General features: G+C 37.3%; 19 protein-coding genes. 10 read left to right on the top strand and 9 right to left on the bottom strand.

The features are described from left to right. The 4 genes from KIT27_11305 to KIT27_11290 form a co-directional block, all read left to right on the top strand. Positions 1-462 (top strand): hypothetical protein (locus KIT27_11305; protein MCW5590233.1); only part of this gene is annotated, 462 nt, incomplete at its 5' end. Between the two features lie 10 nt (positions 463-472). After that, positions 473-754 carry a hypothetical protein gene (locus tag KIT27_11300; GenBank protein ID MCW5590232.1) on the top strand — a complete coding sequence of 94 codons (282 nt, stop codon included), beginning with the start codon at positions 473-475 and terminating at the stop codon, positions 752-754. A 75-nt stretch (positions 755-829) separates the two neighbouring features. Continuing rightward, positions 830-2,425, top strand: coding sequence for a hypothetical protein (locus tag KIT27_11295; GenBank protein MCW5590231.1), 1,596 nt, complete (start codon positions 830-832; stop codon positions 2,423-2,425). Between the two features lie 8 nt (positions 2,426-2,433). Further along, positions 2,434-2,751: a hypothetical protein gene (locus KIT27_11290; protein MCW5590230.1), complete on the top strand. Its 318-nt coding sequence runs from the start codon at positions 2,434-2,436 to the stop codon at positions 2,749-2,751. Between the two features lie 30 nt (positions 2,752-2,781). Here KIT27_11290 and KIT27_11285 read toward each other — a convergent pair whose 3' ends face one another. The 6 genes from KIT27_11285 to KIT27_11260 form a co-directional block, all read right to left on the bottom strand. Next, positions 2,782-3,279, bottom strand: a complete 498-nt coding sequence (locus KIT27_11285; GenBank protein MCW5590229.1) for a transposase family protein — start codon at positions 3,277-3,279, stop codon at positions 2,782-2,784. 349 nt (positions 3,280-3,628) lie between these two features. Continuing rightward, positions 3,629-3,916 carry a transposase gene (locus KIT27_11280; protein ID MCW5590228.1) on the bottom strand — a complete coding sequence of 96 codons (288 nt, stop codon included), beginning with the start codon at positions 3,914-3,916 and terminating at the stop codon, positions 3,629-3,631. 248 nt (positions 3,917-4,164) lie between these two features. After that, positions 4,165-4,908, bottom strand: coding sequence for a glycosyltransferase (locus KIT27_11275; GenBank protein MCW5590227.1), 744 nt, complete (start codon positions 4,906-4,908; stop codon positions 4,165-4,167). 280 nt (positions 4,909-5,188) lie between these two features. Beyond that, positions 5,189-5,482, bottom strand: coding sequence for an alpha/beta hydrolase fold domain-containing protein (locus KIT27_11270; protein MCW5590226.1), 294 nt, complete (start codon positions 5,480-5,482; stop codon positions 5,189-5,191). 75 nt (positions 5,483-5,557) lie between these two features. Further along, positions 5,558-5,800 (bottom strand): hypothetical protein, encoded by a 243-nt coding sequence (locus KIT27_11265; protein MCW5590225.1) that lies wholly within the window; start codon positions 5,798-5,800, stop codon positions 5,558-5,560. Then, on the bottom strand, positions 5,682-5,942 hold the full coding sequence (locus tag KIT27_11260; GenBank protein ID MCW5590224.1) for a hypothetical protein: 261 nt from the start codon (positions 5,940-5,942) through the stop codon (positions 5,682-5,684). The genes KIT27_11265 and KIT27_11260 overlap by 119 nt, the downstream gene beginning before the upstream one ends. A 63-nt stretch (positions 5,943-6,005) precedes the next feature. Here KIT27_11260 and KIT27_11255 point away from each other — a divergent pair, with 63 nt between their 5' ends. Continuing rightward, on the top strand, positions 6,006-6,707 hold the full coding sequence (locus KIT27_11255) for an IS6 family transposase (protein MCW5590223.1): 702 nt from the start codon (positions 6,006-6,008) through the stop codon (positions 6,705-6,707). 220 nt (positions 6,708-6,927) lie between these two features. Here KIT27_11255 and KIT27_11250 read toward each other — a convergent pair whose 3' ends face one another. Both KIT27_11250 and KIT27_11245 read right to left on the bottom strand, forming a co-directional pair. Continuing rightward, positions 6,928-7,584 (bottom strand): cyclase family protein, encoded by a 657-nt coding sequence (locus KIT27_11250; protein MCW5590222.1) that lies wholly within the window; start codon positions 7,582-7,584, stop codon positions 6,928-6,930. A 653-nt stretch (positions 7,585-8,237) separates the two neighbouring features. Next, the gene (locus tag KIT27_11245; GenBank protein ID MCW5590221.1) at positions 8,238-8,690 is read right to left on the bottom strand and encodes a hypothetical protein; all 453 of its coding nucleotides are present in this window, start codon (positions 8,688-8,690) and stop codon (positions 8,238-8,240) included. 297 nt (positions 8,691-8,987) lie between these two features. Here KIT27_11245 and KIT27_11240 point away from each other — a divergent pair, with 297 nt between their 5' ends. The 5 genes from KIT27_11240 (at position 8,988) to KIT27_11220 (ending at position 14,795) form a co-directional block, all read left to right on the top strand. Beyond that, positions 8,988-10,091, top strand: coding sequence for a hypothetical protein (locus tag KIT27_11240; GenBank protein MCW5590220.1), 1,104 nt, complete (start codon positions 8,988-8,990; stop codon positions 10,089-10,091). Between the two features lie 103 nt (positions 10,092-10,194). Next, positions 10,195-13,074, top strand: a complete 2,880-nt coding sequence (locus KIT27_11235) for a Tn3 family transposase (GenBank protein ID MCW5590219.1) — start codon at positions 10,195-10,197, stop codon at positions 13,072-13,074. A gap of 204 nt (positions 13,075-13,278) precedes the next feature. Next, entirely contained in the window at positions 13,279-13,950 is a 672-nt protein-coding gene (locus KIT27_11230; GenBank protein MCW5590218.1) for an alternative oxidase, read from the top strand. Beyond that, positions 13,928-14,383 (top strand): Rrf2 family transcriptional regulator, encoded by a 456-nt coding sequence (locus KIT27_11225; protein ID MCW5590217.1) that lies wholly within the window; start codon positions 13,928-13,930, stop codon positions 14,381-14,383. The genes KIT27_11230 and KIT27_11225 overlap by 23 nt, the downstream gene beginning before the upstream one ends. Before the next feature lies 1 nt (position 14,384). Then, positions 14,385-14,795: a group III truncated hemoglobin gene (locus KIT27_11220; protein MCW5590216.1), complete on the top strand. Its 411-nt coding sequence runs from the start codon at positions 14,385-14,387 to the stop codon at positions 14,793-14,795. On the opposite strand, the gene KIT27_11215 is transcribed toward KIT27_11220, so the two are convergent. Next, positions 14,740-15,126, bottom strand: coding sequence for a SirB2 family protein (locus KIT27_11215; GenBank protein MCW5590215.1), 387 nt, complete (start codon positions 15,124-15,126; stop codon positions 14,740-14,742). The genes KIT27_11220 and KIT27_11215 overlap by 56 nt on opposite strands. Positions 15,127-15,137 lie beyond the last annotated feature (11 nt).

Genomic DNA, 15,137 nt, shown 5'->3' with positions numbered 1-15,137 from the left:
GAGTTAGGCTCTGCTTCAATGCTCGCAAAACATCCGCTAGAAGGATGGACGTCCCAACAAGTTATCGAACACGCAAATCAATTGGGTCTAAAAACTCCTCGTAGCCAATTAATTCTTTGGTCAGGATTGGGGCGTGGTGATGCTGGTATTCGTTTGTCTCAAGAATATGCCGCGGCAAATGGTGGTGTGACGCTTGAAATGACTTCAGGTGGTAAATGGCTTGATCAAATGGATTTATTTGGTTTGGATTCTCCATTTTCACAAACTGAGGCGCGTGAAATTTGGTCAAAAGTATCAACGCAAATGATTCAGCATGCTAGTGGACAAGTAAGATCATTAATCGGTGAAGTTAACCCCTCCAGTGTTTATAGAGCTGAACAATCAGAGATATTTATGAATAGCAATATACTAGGTTTAGATGAGTTAAATCTGAAACCTAGGTTTGGTTTTAGAAACAATTAGGAGTCATAAAATGTTTACTTATTTAAATAAACAGGGAGTACAAAGTAATAAAGGATTTATCGTTCAAAGAACAGGCCGATTTACTTCTGAATATCGAGAAGGATCAAGAAAAATTACAATTGAACTTAATAATGGGGTTTTGCCTGATGGTAGATTTTGCGAAATAATAAAATCGATCACCTTTTATCAATGGGATGATGGAACACCAATTTCGCAAAACAAGCAGAAAGAGATATTAAAAAACTTTACAGATGCAATGGAATTTCAAGGACTAGGGGTGGTTGTTGAGTAGGGCAAAATGGTACAGGGGATCTAAGCTTAGCAGACAAAGAGTTCTATAACCGGACGCATTCTAATTGCCAAGGACGTGTATCAAGATAATCAAATTATTCGCATTCAATGGCATGAATTAGGCAAAGCAGCCCTTCAAGGCGGTGAGCAAGCGGCATTGATGGCGTTTCAGTCCATTCCCAGCCAAGATGATTTTTTCAGTCGCTTAACACGCAATGAAACCTATACCACAGCACTGAATATCTTAGAAAAAGTAACTGGCGTGCAAAAGCACTGGGATTGGGCAGCGCAATTGAATGCGGCGGTTAACAGTGTCTATCATGCCCGATTTGGAAAACTCCCCGCCACCGGTTTAGTATCCCCTGCTCAACGGTTACAAGCTTTTGCAGAATTAAGCCTACAAACCGCGGCGAACGATGCGGTGCGAGCGATTATTTTTCATCAGCCCTTAGGAGCGGAGTTGTTACTAGAGCAAGTGCTAATGAATGAACAAACCGTCACCCGCATGCGCGATCAACGTGCTCACATTCAAGAACGACTCGAGCGAGAATTACAACGCTACCAACAACAAGGCTATGGCCATCAACAAGCGGGTATGGTATCGTCGATTGGCTCACACGCTGGAAAGAAACTGCAAGGAACACCACTGACTGTGAACGCCAAAAATCACGCTTACAATAAACCCCCTGCTTACTTGCTACGAGCAAAGCAACAGCCACTCAAAGAAGCTCGTTTAAAGCGCTGGCAAACACAACAACAAATGCAACAACAGCAACAGACGGCTAAGTGGATGGCGTTTGAGCAAGAAATACAAGAGATCTTGCATGAGCCGATTGAAATCGTTCCATCTCCAACGGATCCTCAACCCACCTCAGCAGGACATGTTCACTCAGGGCCAGAACACCACACGGTCTTGGAGCGTTTAGATCAGGGTTTTTGGAATATCGTGGATAATCTTGCAAATGACTCCGCCGCCTTAAACATTCGAACCTTACAAGACTTAGGGTTTAATGGCACCGCAGGAAGAACAATACAACATAACATTTGGGCTAGCTTCGGCACAGGAAACCAAACGGATTATACCCATAATGCCTATGAGCATTTTGCAGAAGATTTTGTTGGACAAACCCTAGGTGAAGGCGCACTCAGTCTAGTTGGAAAAGTATTTAGCATTACTGCTCCGAAAGTGTTGGGGGGAGTGAGGTTTTTTAGAGAGCCTTTGGTGGGGGTGGAGAAATATAGTTATATATACAGGCAAGAATGGATGTTACAAAAGGGCGTAGGCTACAATTTATCGCCCGAAAGCTGGTTTAATAATTACAGTACGATTGGACGAGATGGAACTTTTATAACTGATTATAGAGCGATCGGTGAAATACTGGGGCCTATAAGAGCAAATGAGAAATATGAACTTGGCCTTTTTTCGAATGGTAATACAATTAGTTATTATAAGGTTTCAAAACTTGAAAAATCACTTGGGCTTGAACCTGGTACATTAAAGGAAGGATTTAGATTTACCAGAATTTCAAGAATTGAAGAGATGAATCCAAGAAGTCCATTGGAAGGCAATAGATTTTTTCAAGGGCCAGGTGTTGGCTTGCCAGGAGGTGGACCTGAACTAGTTGTTGATTCTATCCCTACTGATCCTTGGCCAGTTTGGAGATACAAATGAATACTAACATGAGTATCATTCTAGCTATATGTAATAATAAAGTTCTGATTTATTCTATTAAATCAACACATACTTCCTTGCTTAAAAAGCTTGGCTCAAAAAGAAAGCTATTTAAAAGGAGTCAATGGATACTTCCATATTCAACAAAATTAGAGTTAGCTAAGTATCTTAATGAATTACGTAATGCTAATTTTTTATTCTCAGGAGGAGGTGGATGGACGCCATCAGCAGTTTTTCAAGACCTACGAGATCATAATTATATTACTGGAAAAATCAAAGAAGCTGTATGGATTAAGCCAGAATCAAAAGTGATACGGGAGATTTAGTAAGCGGAATTGTATCGCCCATTTATAAAACTAGTTGAAAAGAGAATTTTCTAATTTATTTCCGACTGTTTTCAGGCGGTACTCTTCAAATCGACTTGGCGAAAGTCCTGCGAGAGACTCATGTGGACGCTCGTGATTATACAGAGGGATCCATTTCTTGATTAAGTCTCGCACTTCACTTAAGTTGCCAAATAAATTCATATCCAAAATATCCTCTCTAAAGATACGATTAAATCGTTCAATAAATCCATTTTGTGCTGGTTTCCCTGGTTGTATATAACAAATTAAAATATGATTTTTTTTGGCCCATTGTTTAAATTCGCGTGATGTGAATTCCGGGCCATTATCAACACGGATCATCTCGGGGTAGCCACGAGATGACGCTATGTGGTCCAGTAACTGGGTCACTCGAGTTGACGGTAGTGTATAACTGGGCTCGATCAATAAGCATTCGCGATTATAGTCATCGATCACATTGAAAGTCCTGAATTTCTGGCCGGTGTCCAATACATCCGTCATAAAATCCATTGACCAAACCACATTTTTTTTAATCGGCTGAAATAATGATTTAGCCTCACCTTTAGGTATTCGCTTACGCGTATTCGCTTACGCGGCTTGATCCTAATATTTAAGCTATTTTCACAATAAATCCGGTAAACTCGTTTATGGTTCCATGGTTTATTATCCATTTTTGCTTTCAACATCATCTTGTCAAAACCCCAACGTTTATGCGCTATCGCCAGATCCAATAAGTAACATTCAATCTCGCGATCACTTTCCCGTTTTTTAGGCTCATAATAATAAGCCGTTTTGCTGACAGACATGGCCTTACAAGCCTGATTGAGACTTACATTAAAATCGTGTCTCACCTCAGTAATTAATTTTTGTCTATCAGCTCTGGGTACTTTTTTTCAAGAACTTCCTTGACGATTTTATATTCCAAACTGATATCAGCATACATCGTTTTCAACCGTCGATTTTCAGCTTCCAGCTCTTTTAATCGCTTCAGCTCCGATACGTTCATTCCTGCATACTTGCTTTTCAATTTATAATAACTGGCTGATGAAATTTGGTATTTTCGACATAAGTCGTTAACCAAAACTCCAGCCGCCCCTTCATTTAGCATCGCTATGATCTGCGATTCACTCAATTTACTCTTCTTCATGTTCAAATCTCCTCTCAGCTATTAAATTACCAGGAAATTCTACTTTTCCGCAGTCTTATTTTAGGAGAGGGTTACCTAATCAACTCGTCTCAAATCGGATGGGCCCGTTTGTCCGATTCCCGCTGAACCAATACAACGGCTAAAGAAGAAAATTTTTTGTAAAATAGATTTTCATATAATGTTGCTATTTTAATGTTTCCTAAAAATTTGAAAATATTCATTCTAATAAATAGCTTTTTTCACTTTTGTTACTTGATAGGAACTAGTAATTTTAAAAAATTTTCGATAAGTGTACTAGGAAATTTTTGCGCTGTCTTTATAACGGAGCTTCGTTCAAGCATTAAACATTGATTTATTGCATAATTTAAATCATCTGCCAACCAACCTGAAACACCTTGGTCAACTATATCAATTAAACCGTTTATCGAATATCCAGCTACAGGTAATCCACAATAAATAGCTTCCAATGCTGCCAAGCCTAAAGTTTCAGCACGAGAAGGCATCACAAAGACATCTGCTTGATTTAACTCTTTAGCGATCTCTTCACTTGATAAATAGCCTTTAAATATTACATGGGGGTAATTTTGTTGATAAATTTTTAAAAGTGGCCCATCTCCTACAACGGTTTTTTTTCCTACAAAAGGTAAGTCCAGAAAATCATTAATATTTTTTTCTGAGGCAATTCTTCCAACATATAATAGTCTTGGATATTTACGATTTATTGGTTTGGTAACATCATGACAATAAAATATTGAATTATCTCGGCTAGGACATAACGTAACGACATTAGCAAATCCTTTAGATAATAAAAATTTTTTAGTGGAATTTCCCCATGTGATTACATGATTACTAGCATTATGAAATTTTTTTAAAAAAAACATGGTAATAATTTCTGGAATATAATAGCGTTTTTTTAAACAAGTATCATAACGAGTGTGAAAGAAAGAAGTGAAATTAACACTATTTTTAAGGCAATATTTTCGTACTGCCATGCAGATGGGGCCTTCTGTTTCTATATGAATATGATCAGGTTTAAAGTTTTCAATGATACTCACAACTTGATGATAACTTAATTTAGCTAATTTAATGTCAGGAAATATAGAATACCAAACGGCAGGGAAATCATCAGAAGTAATTATACGAAATACGACAGAAACAGAAGTAGTTCATTCAGCTTCTTTAACCAACTGTTCCAAATACGTACAAACCCCACTTATATAAAGCCTTGTAGTATCCGCTGCAATCAATATTTTTATTTGCTTACTCATAGAACTAAAATTCCTTGTATCCTAAAAATATTAATTTGCTCATACACCAATCATTCCTTCGCAAATAATAATCAATTAATATAATAGCATAAGAAAGCTTTTCACTTAACAAACGACAAACACTACCATGCGTTTTTATACTTCCTGCAATAAAACCAGCGCCGTGTATATAAAATATTACTGGCATACCTTGCTTAGTTTTTGGTAGGTAACCTCTTAGAGAAAATGTTGCCAGTGAAATATTGCTTTGGATAATTGCTTGTAATATTACAAATTCTTTCTCTAAAATCAATGACATAATTATCTGATGTTTCCATACTATTTACCTCTTCTTTAAATCTGGCTTTTTAATGCTGGTTTGTAGCTTAATATTTCACTCTTCAAAATCATATGGGTATGAGCTATTAACATAAGAATAATAAAACTCTTCTTTGTTTTTACAACCCACTTTTGTTGCTGGATGCATGCTAATCATGCACATCATTGCCCATAAGTTTTTAGCTTCCAATATCATCATAAACATTTTTAGCCCTAATAAAGTCACGCAGCCTTTGTAGCCCAATCCATATTGCAGTAGGGCAAGGCTCTCCATCATTTTTTCTATTAAGATATCCACCGAATTGCGCAATTAAATTTAGCATGTTTGAAAGAGCAATGGGCTTTTTTGGCGGCTTTTTATGGTGAGTCATCCTATAAGCGACTTTCCATTCTTCTGCAGTAAAAACAATATCACATGACGCATCAAGGTTCTGTCGCAACGATACGCTAGTTTGATTAGATTTGATAAACTGACTCCCATCTAACTTGCCTGGTTGAATAAAATGATTAGCTTTAAATGGCGACAATTTAAGAAAGATATTATTTTAATGTTAGTCCGATGGTATCTGGCGTATTCACTAAGCTACCGTGATATTGAAGAATTAGCAGCCGAGCGCGGACTTCATGTTGATTACTCAACGATACACCGCTGGGTTGTTCACTATTCTCCATTATTAGAAAAAGAGTTTAGAAAAAAACATAAAAGACCTGTCAATGTGAGTTGGCGCATGGATGAAACGTATTTGAAATTAAAAAGTAAAGATGTTTATTTATATCGGGCTGTTGATAAATTTGGCGATACGATTGATTTAAAACTATCAGAAAAACGCGATAGAAAGGCCGCTTTTTCATTTTTTCAAAAATGTATTACCCAACACGGATTACCCGAGAAAATGACGATGGATAAAAGTGGCGCTAATAAAGCGGGGGTCGATGAAGTGAATATACAGTTGGCGTTAATGTTTATGTTGGGCGGCTTATTTTTACAAATTCATGTTCGTCAAATAAAATATTTAAATAATATTTTAGAGCAAGACCACCGTGCTGTTAAACGAATTACCAAACCCATGATGGGATTTAAATCTTTTGATTCGGCAGAAGCGACTATCGCAGGCATTGAATTGCACCGCATGTTACGTAAAGGCCAGCACCAACACGCTGCCAACATGGCTGTGCATGAACAATTTTATTTGCTTGCAGCATAACTACGCCTAGGGAAAGTGTTTTTTGGGGTTTTTTAGCCTGCTTATTTATTTGTGACGGAACCCAATTTACTCTTCTTCATGTTCAAATCTCCTCTCAGCTATTAAATTACCAGGAAATTCTACTTTTCCGCAGTCTTATTTTAGGGGAGGGTTACCTTTAAAAATCATATTAAATCGCTATTTAGTATTTTCGACAGTTTAATAAAAGTCGCATTCCTTTTCATTGATTTATTTTCCTTGCGTATACGGTTGCAGGAGATCCATCAATTCCATCAATATTCAATGGAGCAATGATAACATTAAACTTTCCAGGCTTGACCTGACCTAATTCAAGATTTTCAATTATTAACACATCGTTTCCCAATAGTAAATTATGAACAGGCAGTTTTTCATCTGTTAGTGAGTCAACACTTATATAATCTATACCTACGACTTTTACATTTAATTCTAATAATGATTTGGCAGCATCCGTTGTAATATAAACATAATTATTGGCCAACTTGCCATACTTTGAAATTCTTTTTGAATTTTCCGTTTTAAAAAAAACAAAATCACTGCTATGAATTTCTTTTACATAAGATTCTATTAGATCTTTACTAACGGCAGTATAATTCGAAGGAACTTCAATTATAATTCCATCGCCAATAAAATTTTCTACTGAAAAATCATTAAAAGTTTTACCACCTTGTATTACGTGGCTCGGAAAATCAATATGGGTGCCAAGATGGTTACTCATACTCATTTTACATAAGTGAAAACTTGAGCCGTGAGAAATAGAACAAACATTTTCAATTTGAAATGTTGGATCGCCAGGATATACAACACTATCAAGTTTAATTATTGAAGTTAAATTTTGAAATGTTTCTTTCTTAATCACTATCGTTCCTCACTCCATAATGAAGTATATAACAAAGATAATTTTATTTTGATAATACAGATCTCCTAATTATTTGTATATTAATATATTATTTTTTGGTGACAAACTAACAAGCTATAGAAAGCTGTTTATGACAATCCAATGGTTGAGCATACTTAATCAACTCATCGAATGATATCGCATCAAGCTTGTAAACCCAATAACGTTCTGATTCAGAATTTGAGCTTGATTTAGATAAAGTCTTTTTTCACGCTCATGAACATCTTAAGAAGCAAACAAAAGACTCTCTTGGAAAAGACGTCACCTTGAAATTGTTTCTGGTAACAGTTGGTGCAATCAATAATGATAAGGTTAAGCAGCGATTTGCTCAATTAACCGAATCAGTCAATGTTATTAGAAATTCAAATACCACGGCATTGTCATCCTCTGCTAGCAGTTCGTCTGTGGCAACCAGCGTCAGCGCTTTCTAACTTAAGTATTACTAACACAGGTATGCAATCACTAGTAGTACTGGTACACCCTCACTCATGCCTGTTAATAGTAATACCGCCGCTTCATTAGATAAAAGTAATAGCTAAATTATCTACGAGATGATCGTGTTGTCTTGTTGCTAAACAACAAGACAACACGCTGTCGGCAGATGAAAGCGCGATTTAATTTTGGCGTTGTTGCTCTACGTGACAAGTATCAAATGTAGTTGGTATGGTAAATGTTATTTGAGTAATTGCTGGATTAGACATTGAATTGCCATTTTTATCTACAGAGATGGTAAATCGATCTGGTTTGCTTATCGGACAGTTACCATTTTCCTGCTGGCAAATCGCAAAATCGATTTGGTATTTGCCTGGTTTATCGGCTGCTGAATGACGCAAAATTGACAGTGAATTATTATCATTCCCACAAACGAAAAAGGTATGATTTTCTTGTGATACTTTTATCCAATAGCCCTTGAATCGATCGGTACCAAGTCCCTGGGTATAGGTGCAATGAACGGCACTGCCATCATTAATAAACGTTGTACAATCTTGTTGGCCATCCGCGAGACTAACCTGAGCAATAGTAAAACTAAGCGTAATAATTATAAATTTGTTAAGAAATTTATTCATATTTATCTCCCCTGTTGTTTAATGTCGAAGGAGGGCGATTTCAAATATTAAGTGCAAGCTGGTTGGAAGAATAACAAGATAATTATTTTTTGCAAATGATTTTTACCCGAAATTGGCATAATAAACTCTTATTTTTTATTAATTGGGGGGTCATTATACTACCAAAGCTCTGCTCAAGTTAACGGTGCCCAACAGAACCCATCATAGGTATTGGGGAGCGAGAACCGTCGCCTTGACCTACGCATTACTACATGTATAATGCATAGTTATACGTTTTGCAGGTAGAGGTGCGTAGTTATGGATAATTGGTATTTCCGTCGAACAGAGTTAGCAGAAAAATATCTCAAGGTATTAGAGGTAGGAATATCTTCAAATATCGCAATTATTGCACCAAGAAGAAAGGGGAAAACACTATTCATACTAAATGACATTACCGCATTAGCGAAAAATAAGAACTATTTACCAGTTTATGTAAGTTTATGGCAAAATATTAATGCACCTCATGAAGGATTAATATTAGCACTAGAAGAAGCTATTAATGCTCTCGATAAAAAATTATCCTTTAGTAGCTTACTCAAAGCAAAGATTAAAAAAACATCGCTTGGTAATGAGTTGATTGGTAAAGTAGAAGTGGAATTTGCTACTGATCCTAAGAAGCCTTCCAGTAAAGAGTTAATCCTAGCGGAACAGTTATTAACAAAACTACAAAATAAAGCCAAAAAGAAAACAGTATTGCTTCTAATAGATGAAATCCAACATCTTGCTACCTCACCAGTATTTGATCCATTAACTCATGCATTAAGAACCATGTTAGATAAGCGGCTTGGCAAAGTGAAAACAATCTTTACAGGTTCATCAAGGCATTATATGGATTTATTATTTAATGAATCACAGTCACCGTTTTATAATTTTGTTGAAACGTTGCCATTCACTGATTTGGATAGTGAATTTATAGAATTTATTTCTAATAATTTAGAAAAACAACATGGTATATTAATTTCAAAAACAGAACTCTCGAAAGCATTTGAAGCAGTTGATTATTCACCTTATTGGATGATGAAGGTCGTGAGTCATTATATAATTTATAGAGAAGGTTTAAAATTTTCATTGGACTATGTATTACAACTTATTGAAGCTGCCGAAGGATTTGAAGAAATTAAAAAAAACATGAAGCCAATTGATAAAATTGTTTATCTTGGATTATCGTCAGGGAAAAGCCCATTTTCAAATGAATTACTAAGTGAAATTGACCAAAAAACTTCTGTTAAGGGGGTTTACTCCAACGTTCAAAGATCATTAAAAAGATTAATGAAAGCACATTTGATTAGTCAAATAAATAAAGGCGAATATTATGTAGAAAAGCCAGGATTAAGGAAATACTTGGATGATGAAATTCACTAGTTATCAAGAGTAGTAATGGAGTGAATTCAATTTTACTTCCGATAAATTTTATTATCGGAACCATCTCAGGGAATATTATAGAGTTGCTTGTCCACGAAATTGGGTGCACTCCATTTTACAAATTGCCTATTTCAAGGCCAAACAATTCTTTTTCAATTTTACAATCAAGATAGTAAATAAGGATGATCTTAATTTTATTTTGGATCGTTATTTTCCATCGATGAAAATAAAGCGATTTGAAATCAGTGACTATGAATATTTTGAGCAGCGCCGTTTGATTGCAAAAAAATTTGGTTATCGACGTTGGTCAAAAACATTTAAACCGAGGTTAGCCAATTATTTACTAACATTGGTTCGTCGTGACGTTACATTGGATTATTTGGTCATGGAATCACTAACATTTTTACAGCAAGAAAAAATTATTCGTCCAGGCTATACCACGTTGCAAATCATTCTGAGTGAGGCGTTGACCACCGAGCGAAAACGGTTGGCTGATATTCTGAAAGATGGCTTAAGCGAAGCTGAAAAAACCAGCTTGTTAACGTTATTGGATAAAGAAGATACGCTGTCGAAATTAGCAGCATTGAAGCAAGATGCTAAAGGTTTCAAACATCATATGCTCGTCGTGGAGCGAGAAAAACTGACATTACTGAAACCACTCTATGTGATTGCCAAAGCAATGGTGCCAAAATTAAAACTATCACAGCAAAATTTACATTATTATGCGAGTCTTGCTCATTATTATTCCATTTATGAACTACGAAAAATGTTACTCCCTCATCAAACCCATCTCTACTTATTATGTTACGTCTGGCAACGGTATCAACAATTAAACGATAATTTTATTGAGGCCTTTTGTTATTTGTTAAACAAGCTCAATCAAGAAGCAAAAGCGGCTGCAAAAGAAGCATTTTCAAAGTATGCGCGTGAACAGCAGCGAGAATATTTAGTGATGCGAAAACTTGCGCGATTTTACGTGGATGAAAAAATTTCTGACCAAGTGGCTTTCGGCCATGTTCGAAAAAAAGCATTCAAAATTATACCGGAAGATGAGTTGCGTGATCAGGTATCGCCAACCCACAAGTTGCTCAAAGAGATCGATTTCAAATGGGCGGCGATTGATAGCCAAGCACAGCGATTAAAAAACAATTTACGCCCATTAGTCATGGCACTTGACTTTGACAGTGATCGTTTGGATCTACCGTGGTTACAAGCCATCCATTGGTTAAAAGCGTTATTCTCACAACAAAAAAGCCTACAGCAATGCGAAGTCAATCAATGTCCAGAAAAAACAATCCCCAAACGGCTTGAACATTACCTGCTGATAAAAGATGAGCAACGTAATGCTAAATTACAGGCTGATCGCTATGAATTTTGGCTTTATCGACAATTGAGGAAGCGTATTCAATCCGGTGAAATTTATTTAAATGACAGTATTCTTCATCGATCATTTCATCATGAGTTAGTGCCACTGGATCAATGTGAAAAAGTACTAAAAGAGTTGGATATTTCAGCGTCACGAAGCCCAATAAAACAACGATTGGACTATTTATTTGATGAATTACACACACTTTTGATGTCATTTAACCGTGACTTAAAAGCAGGTAAATTACTTCACCTTCGCTATGACGAGAAAGATGGCACCTTGCATTTACGCAAAATAAAAGGTGACGATGAAGCAGAGGAAATGGTCAACGAATTTTACAAACAACTGCCACTCTGTGACATCACCGAGGTGTTACGTTTTGTAAATGACGAACGTCATTTTTTGTCGGCGTTAACGCCATTGCAGCCCCGTTATGCAAAACACGGCGATCTTGATAATTGTTTACTGGCTATTTTGATTGGACAAGCGATGAATCACGATGATGTGAGTATGGCTGAGATCGCGGGGATCCCACGTAAGCGATTGCAAGAGGTTTATGCGACACATTTTAGACTCGCGACACTCAAAGCAGCAAGCAACCTCATCAGCAATGGCACTAAAAAACTACCGATTTATTCGGATTATTCCATCGATATAGACTGGATCTATAGCGCTGTTGATGGACAGAAATATACGGTGAAGTTTGAAACGGCTAAGGCTCGTAATTCAAAAAAATATTTCGGCAACGCAAAAGGGGTGGTGGCTTATACTCTATTAAGTAACCATATTCCTTTGCAACTTGAATTAATTGGCGCACACGAGCATGAAAGCTACTACACCTTCGATATTTGGTATAACAATACAACAGACATTGTTCCAGATGTGGTTACTGGCGACATGCACTGCATTAATAAAGCGAATTTTGGGATCATGGATTGGTTTGGTGCAAAGTTATTTCCTCGATTTACCAATCTTGAATCGCAACGGCGCCACCTTTTTTGTGGCAACGATTTATTAGAATATCAAGGTTGTTTGATAAAACCTGCGGGACAATTGGATCGCCAATTAATTGAAGAAGAATGGCCGAATTTATCGCGGATCATCGCCACATTAGGATTGAAAGAAATGACCCAAAGTACGTTGGTGAAAAAACTTTGCAATTACACCACCTTGAATCGAACCCAGAAGGCGTTATTTGAATATGATAAATTGATCCGCAGCATCCACACACTCAAATATTTTTCCGATCCAAAGCTACAAAAAAATGTTCATCGTTCACAAAACCAACTAGAAGCGTATCATCAATTACGCGCAGCGATTGCGCGTGCACATGGTAGCAAACAACTCAGCGGTAGAAATGATATTGAAATTGCGATCAGCAATGAATGTGGCCGTTTATTGGCAAACGCCGTTATCTACTATAACTCGATTATACTGTCCAAGCTGAAAGAACATTATGAAGCAACGGGTAATTCAAAAGGGTTAGAAATGTTGAAGCATTTTTCGCCGGTGGCTTGGCGACACATTCATTTTTTGGGGCATTACCTTTTTTCGGATGATCGAAAGATAGATATTGATCAAATAATTAAAGCATTTCTAGCTAAACAGAAGGACTAAATTTGACGCCCTACGGATGCACAATCACAGGTTTCGACGGTTCTGGGTTGCCACCCCATTTTGCTCTAAGTTATGATTAGGTACTTTCGAGGGGTTCTGGAGCTATCGTCATTTAATCAAAATGACTCCCCACCTTAAAGTTGCATTTAGAATGCAACTTTATTACAATGCGCCTCATTAAAAAAATTAATGGGGGTTAATCTCATGGCTTACACACATCATCCTGCTAACAACTTCACAGATAAAATGGCGTATGGATTGGTTAAATTTTTTCGCTTCTTTGCAGACGTATTTTTTAAGAAACGTTATGGCAATCGAGCTATTGTGTTAGAAACCGTTGCTGCGGTTCCTGGTATGGTAGGGGCTGGCTTATTACACCTAAGCGCTCTCCGCAAAATAAAAAATGATGAAGGTTGGATTAAGAAGCTGCTTGAGGAAGCCGACAATGAGAGGATGCATTTATTAACCTTTATTCATATTGCAAAACCCAATTGGTTTGAACGAAGTATCATTTTTATCGCACAAGCGATCTTTGTTGTATTGTATTTGATGATGTATATTTTTTCCTCAAAACTTGCACATCGTTTCGTCGGCTATTTAGAGGAAGAGGCGGTATTAAGTTATACCCATTATTTAGAAGAGCTTGATGCCGGTCGCATTCTCAATTGCCCAGCACCCGATATCGCTAAACAGTATTGGAAATTAGCCGACGAGGCGACGCTTAGAGATGTTATCTTAGCCGTGCGCTTAGATGAAGAAGAACACCGTGATGTCAATCATCAATTAGCCAATCAACTCTCACAAGGAAAAGCGATCCTCACCTCGATCCCACTTCAAGATATGCAAAGCGATTATGCAACTAAACCGCAGGACTGATTATGCGTTAAGAACGCTGCTCTATTTAGCAGCGTTAGGCACCGAACAGTTAGCGACACTCGATGAAATTTCCAATAAATTTCATATAGCGCGCGATCATTTAATTAAAATTGTCGGAAAATTAGCCAAATTAAATTTTATTGTAGCAACTCGCGGCAAAGGTGGCGGGTTACGTCTCAATCCATCAGCATTGAAAGTTTCACTTTATGAAATTGTGAATCAATTTGAAACGTCCTTGCAGGTCATTGATTGCGATACGCCGCCTTGTCCTATTCGTAATATATGCCGCTTAAGCACAATTTTGCGAGAAGCAAGCCAAGCCTTCATTGATGTTTTAATGGATTATACATTGGCCGATCTGCTGCCTACGTTCAATCCTGACCGATTTGCAATCTTTAAACAGTTATCAATTCCGATTAGAGTGGAGCGATAAAATGGAAGCATTAACGGCAGAACATATCAAGCAACTTGTTGACCGCTTTTACGGTAATGTGAAAGAAGATGAAATACTCGGGCCTGTATTTAATGATGTGGCGCATGTGAATTGGGATGAACATTTGCCGCGGCTTTATCAATTCTGGAATAGCATTATGTTAGGAACGCGCGAATATCGAGGTAATGCTTTTGCTAAACATATTGAATTAAACCAGAAGATCCCATTAACAAAAGAACATTTTACACGATGGTTAACGCTATTCGTGAATGAAGCAGAGCGGTGCTTACCGCCTGATGCGGCAAAGGCAATTATCATGCGAGCTAGACAGATTGCCTCAGTTATTCAAGAAGGGATCAAACGTGTGGGTGGTAAAAAAACAGAGGATGTTTCGTCAGCGCCAGGAGAATAATATAGAGGAGCACGGTGATCGCACAAAGTCCCCATAATAAGGTCGCTCGTTGACTGCGAGCATGCATAGCTAGAGAGCCTAACAAAATATAAATTATCACGGCGAAAATTTTAACCGTGATCCATAGCACCACAAAAGGAATTTGCTGCAACTCGATGACGAGCATTATGGCGGATAACAATAAAAGCGTATCAATGAGATGAGATAAATGACGTAGCATAAAGTGGTTTGAACGAGATCCAGTGCAGTATTTCCATAGCCAGCGTGTAACAAATAAAATACTGCTGAGTGTGACGGTCGTAATATGTAGCGTTAACCAAAATGAAATCATATTTTATCCCT

Source organism: Legionellales bacterium (genome assembly GCA_026125385.1).
GTDB lineage: Bacteria > Pseudomonadota > Gammaproteobacteria > JAHCLG01 > JAHCLG01 > JAHCLG01.
This window is presented reverse-complemented; position numbering and strand designations above follow the sequence as displayed.

Excerpts from the sequence above, each read along its gene's own strand:
- KIT27_11270 (MCW5590226.1), bottom strand. The coding sequence starts at position 5,482 with ATGTCATTGATTTTAGAGAAAGAATTTGTAATATTACAAGCAATTATC.
- KIT27_11225 (MCW5590217.1), top strand. The coding sequence starts at position 13,928 with ATGCAACTAAACCGCAGGACTGATTATGCGTTAAGAACGCTGCTCTAT.
- KIT27_11215 (MCW5590215.1), bottom strand. The coding sequence starts at position 15,126 with ATGATTTCATTTTGGTTAACGCTACATATTACGACCGTCACACTCAGC.
- KIT27_11240 (MCW5590220.1), top strand. The coding sequence starts at position 8,988 with ATGGATAATTGGTATTTCCGTCGAACAGAGTTAGCAGAAAAATATCTC.
- KIT27_11280 (MCW5590228.1), bottom strand. The coding sequence starts at position 3,916 with ATGAAGAAGAGTAAATTGAGTGAATCGCAGATCATAGCGATGCTAAAT.
- KIT27_11245 (MCW5590221.1), bottom strand. The coding sequence starts at position 8,690 with ATGAATAAATTTCTTAACAAATTTATAATTATTACGCTTAGTTTTACT.
- KIT27_11220 (MCW5590216.1), top strand. The coding sequence starts at position 14,385 with ATGGAAGCATTAACGGCAGAACATATCAAGCAACTTGTTGACCGCTTT.
- KIT27_11275 (MCW5590227.1), bottom strand. The coding sequence starts at position 4,908 with ATGGCAGTACGAAAATATTGCCTTAAAAATAGTGTTAATTTCACTTCT.
- KIT27_11290 (MCW5590230.1), top strand. The coding sequence starts at position 2,434 with ATGAGTATCATTCTAGCTATATGTAATAATAAAGTTCTGATTTATTCT.
- KIT27_11285 (MCW5590229.1), bottom strand. The coding sequence starts at position 3,279 with ATGGATTTTATGACGGATGTATTGGACACCGGCCAGAAATTCAGGACT.
- KIT27_11300 (MCW5590232.1), top strand. The coding sequence starts at position 473 with ATGTTTACTTATTTAAATAAACAGGGAGTACAAAGTAATAAAGGATTT.
- KIT27_11230 (MCW5590218.1), top strand. The coding sequence starts at position 13,279 with ATGGCTTACACACATCATCCTGCTAACAACTTCACAGATAAAATGGCG.
- KIT27_11255 (MCW5590223.1), top strand. The coding sequence starts at position 6,006 with ATGATTAGCTTTAAATGGCGACAATTTAAGAAAGATATTATTTTAATG.